A 3,982-nucleotide genomic window follows, 5' to 3' on the forward strand; every position below is an offset into this window, starting at 1 on the left:
AGCTCACTCCGGTCGAGTTTGAGACAATCTACTTAGCCGCACACGCGGCCTAGAGACCACCCACCCCCCGTGTCAACCAAAGTCTGGGCAGTCCCCTTCATTCGCGTCGGACCACCCGAGAGCGGCAGGGTTTTGCTTCCCTGCCGCGATCCATTCAGTACCGCTGGCGCAGGCATTCAAAGGCGGAACTTCCAGGGCATTCGCCTCATCATCGGTGTAGTTTGTCCGCTGGTACAGCCGGTCGTAGTCAATCCGCATCACTTCGAAGGCCTCAGCACACTCCTGTGATACCGAATCGGTCCGCACCGTTACCTCACCTGCTGGTTCGGTGTTTGTCACAGAAGAGACCACAAAAAACCCGAACAACGTCAGAACGACGGCGCCTATCCACATGCGAGCTTTGCTTGGTCGAGGACGTAAATCATCCTGTTTGGTGGTGCTGTGGTGTAACGAGTGAAATCCCATATAATTATTCAATTCCTCTTGACATAAGTGATGGCCAAATGAATCATCCCACCCCTCCACCGGCTAGACGCAGAGACCAGCACTTACTTTCCCGACTTCACTGTTCCAAGTAGGAAGGCGGGAGCCCGAATGACTAACTCCCGCCTTCCGCAAAGCACTCAGGAGGCGTTAGCCTTTCCCCAGCGTTGACCCAGCCTTGGACTTCGTCCCCTTGCTCGAGGAATCCGATGCAAGCTTTGCCCCTGCCTTGGACAGAGCCGCCTTGGACGGCTTTGAACTTTTACCTATGGTTCACCTCCTTTCCTGCTATTCCTGCAACACGTGCAGATATCAATCAGGGTACAAACCAGCAGTGACAATTTTGAGGCGAATCAGCAAGACAGAAGATTCTAAGTTCCAGGCACGGACAGGATGCATAGCTATTTCCCGCAGTCTCATTTTCAGTCGCGCCTCCGAGAGCGCATATGCGAAGCGTCCTGCGAGGAGTGGAGCCCGTTTCCGCCGGCCCGACTGATCCTGATGGCATTGGTCGCCGATAGGATAAATTTTCCGCACGTGGTTGTTTCGTTCACTCTGGTGCGTCCCCAATGGTCTCGAGTAGGTAAGGGCGGTTCAACAATGTTCCAACAACTACGTGATGAGGTGATTGACGTTGCCGCTGCGATTGATATAGCTGCCACTCCCCGGGAGGTGTGGGCTTTGATCAAGCCCGCGGAAACGCAACAGTTACCAGTCATCACTTGTCGTTTATACGGCTGAATGTCAGAACTGCGGTTTAGCCTGTCCTCAGACCAGCTTGCTCAAGCTGACCGTTGAAAGGAACGACCGTTATGCCGTCAGTACCCACGTTAATCTGCCCCCTACTGCCGCTATACCTTCGTCGGAGTGAAAGTGACGCGCTACGGGTTGATCCGATGAGGTAAGTGCGGCAAAACCGTTCGCGCATAAAACCAAACCAACGACGCATGAGGAGAGCTTGTGAGCGCAGGCCAGTACAGAAGAGACCTTGAGCGGAAGCGAAAACAGCGTGCAGAGGCTGAGACGAAGGCTGGGGCTGCCCGGTCCAAGGAATCCCAGAAGCGTTCTGATGCTATGAAAGCCCGTCTGGCTGCCGGTAAAACCAGTAGCCCCACGACGATGCGAAGCAAGCTCCAGGAGGCGGAACGACGAGAAAAGGAAGCCGAGACTGCAGGCAAGGAAGCCAACCAGCAGCAAGGCAAAGTTAACACTTACAGGAAAGAAGAGATCTCCCTGCAGAGCAAATTGGAACAGGCTCAGCGCCAGGAAGCTGATGCCGCTGAGCGCAAACGGAAGCGTGACCAACAGCAGGCTGATCGGCGCACCGCGGCCGACCGAGCGGCCCTTGAAAACCGGGTTACCAACGCGGAGGCATCCGTCGGCAGAGTATTCTGGGCTCTCCTCGCGCCGAAGCCTGAAAAGCTTCGTGTCCTGATCCTTGGCGCCTCCTCCGAGGGCGATCTGCGAGTGACACGGGAACAGAAACGAATTCGTGCCGCTGTGGAATCAGCACTGCACAGAGATCAGATCGAGTTAGATGTGCGTCCCGCGGCGACCACGGAGGACCTACTGGACGGCGTCACCAAGTTCCGCCCCCACGTAGTGCACTTTTCAGGTCACGGCGATGATGACCTCATCGTGTTTGAGGACGAGGAAGATGCACCTCACAAGGGCGTCGTGGTCACGGCCCGGGCCTTCGCGAACGCAGTTCAGGCGACGGACACCCCTCCCCAGCTCGTTCTCCTAAACTCCTGCAACTCCGCGTCACAGATCGATGAGCTGGTAAGCACAGTGACCCCGTTCGCCATCGGGATGGCGGACAGCATCGATGATGTCGATGCGATCAACTACGCCGCCCGGTTCTACGCCTCTATCGCCAACGGACAGTCTATCGACGCCGCCCATCGGGCCGGTCGGTCAGCCCTGGAGCTTGCCGGCTTGGATGGCGCGACCCTGCCGACCTTGGCAGCAGCTGATGACGCCGACGCGACGATAGCTATCTTGGTCCAGCCCGTTGACGGAACGCTCTGACTATCCCGCGTAGGGTTCAAGAGCACATGCAGCACCACTCCCTGCATGTGCTCTTCGGATCTACCGAAAGGTAACACGCATTGTTCCCACAGGATCTGCTGCAACTGCTGGTTATCGTCGGGGCCGTCGTCCCGGGGTTTGCCTATCAAATCAGCCGCCGGCAGGTCCGTGGCCCGAGCCCTGATGAGCAGAGCTTCAGTATCCGGATTCTGCGCTCGATCGCTACCAGTGTCATCTTCGTCTGCGTATACATCGCCGTGCTCGGATACCCACCGTTGGGTATCCGACTCAACGATGAGGGGTTGCCAGCATCATGGCGGCTGGTTGCGATCAGCACGCTGCTCCTCGCCCTCGTCATCCCCTGGCTTACAGCGCGTGGCATCTACTACGTCATGACCATTCCGAAAGTCGCCGATACCGCTTCTGCTTTCACTCAGAAATGGAACCTTCGAAGCCAGTGGGACCCCACCCCCAGCGCATGGGACTTCGCCTTCAATGGGCGCAAAGCCGGATGGGTGCGAGTCCAAACATCCGACGGCACTTGGATGGGCGGGTGGTTTGGGGACAGTTCCTTCGCCACCTCCTTCCCCGAACCGCGAGAAATCTTCATCGAGCAGGGCTACGCCATAGACGAGCACGGAGTCTTCACCGACCAAATCTCGGCCCCTAATGGTCTGTACATACGGTGTGATGACATCCGGCTCCTGGACTTCACCACAGACACCGAACCTGCAGGGGGCATAGTGGAAGCATCGGGGGCTGACAGCACTGTCACCAACGGGGACAATGAAAGGAACGGATAGGAGAAGCCATGACCGACCCCAAACCCTCCAAGGCTTCCAAGGCTTCAGGGACGCAGAACACTCCGCGGTGGATTGCCCCGTCAAAGGGCGGCTACTCCGGGCTTACGACTTCCCGTAATGCAGGAATACAAAAGCGGACCCCGCCGAAGAACCCTGCGAGCTCGACGCGGGCATCCTCCAGCACGAGGGGCTCATGACGCATGGCGGACGATAAAAGTAGGGCCGCTCCCAAACAAGGAGAATCGAAGCTTAGCGAAGCGGGGAACTCCCGTGGGTGGAAACCAGTGTCGAGTCCTCCTAAGTCCGGCCCGAGGAAGCCACCGAATAATCCAGCATCCTCCTCTGCCCCTGCTGCAAAAGACAGCAAATAGGGCGATCACCTCTCACAGGTGTTGCGTTTGGGTGTACTCCAGATGGGCACCGCTACATCGCACTTCCCGGACGAAGCGCCAGAAAGCGCTGCGAAAACTACGCCACTTACCGTTGCGATTCACAAGACAAAAGCGGTCCCGTCATTTTGCGGAGCAGAGGTGGGGAGGCGAGGGCAATCGAGTTGTCTTAGAAAGCTGTGGTGATCTCAACCGGTCAATGCACCGCCCGTGGTTCTGAGGGTATCGCTTGTTGGTCCGAGGTGGTGGTGTGTGCTTGGTAGAGGTCGTTGGAGC

Annotated in this window: 3 protein-coding genes; 2 read left to right on the forward strand and 1 reads right to left on the reverse strand. The window is 57.5% G+C overall.

Features of this window, described 5'->3' with window-relative positions; genetic code table 11:
- Nucleotides 1-72 precede the first annotated feature (72 nt).
- A complete protein-coding gene (locus IWX75_RS17425) occupies nucleotides 73-465 on the reverse strand; it encodes a hypothetical protein (RefSeq protein ID WP_196823520.1) in 393 nt (130 codons plus the stop codon).
- A 978-nt stretch (nucleotides 466-1,443) separates the two neighbouring features.
- On the opposite strand from IWX75_RS17425, the gene IWX75_RS17430 reads away from it, so the two are divergent.
- Together IWX75_RS17430 and IWX75_RS17435 are read left to right on the forward strand one after the other, a co-directional pair.
- Nucleotides 1,444-2,514, forward strand: a complete 1,071-nt coding sequence (locus tag IWX75_RS17430; RefSeq protein WP_196823521.1) for a CHAT domain-containing protein — start codon at nucleotides 1,444-1,446, stop codon at nucleotides 2,512-2,514.
- A gap of 80 nt (nucleotides 2,515-2,594) precedes the next feature.
- Nucleotides 2,595-3,317 carry a DUF6338 family protein gene (locus IWX75_RS17435; RefSeq protein ID WP_196823522.1) on the forward strand — a complete coding sequence of 241 codons (723 nt, stop codon included), beginning with the start codon at nucleotides 2,595-2,597 and terminating at the stop codon, nucleotides 3,315-3,317.
- The last annotated feature ends 665 nt before the right edge of the window (nucleotides 3,318-3,982 follow it).

This window comes from Arthrobacter sp. CAN_A6 (assembly GCF_015751715.1).
Taxonomy (GTDB): Bacteria; Actinomycetota; Actinomycetes; order Actinomycetales; family Micrococcaceae; genus Arthrobacter_D.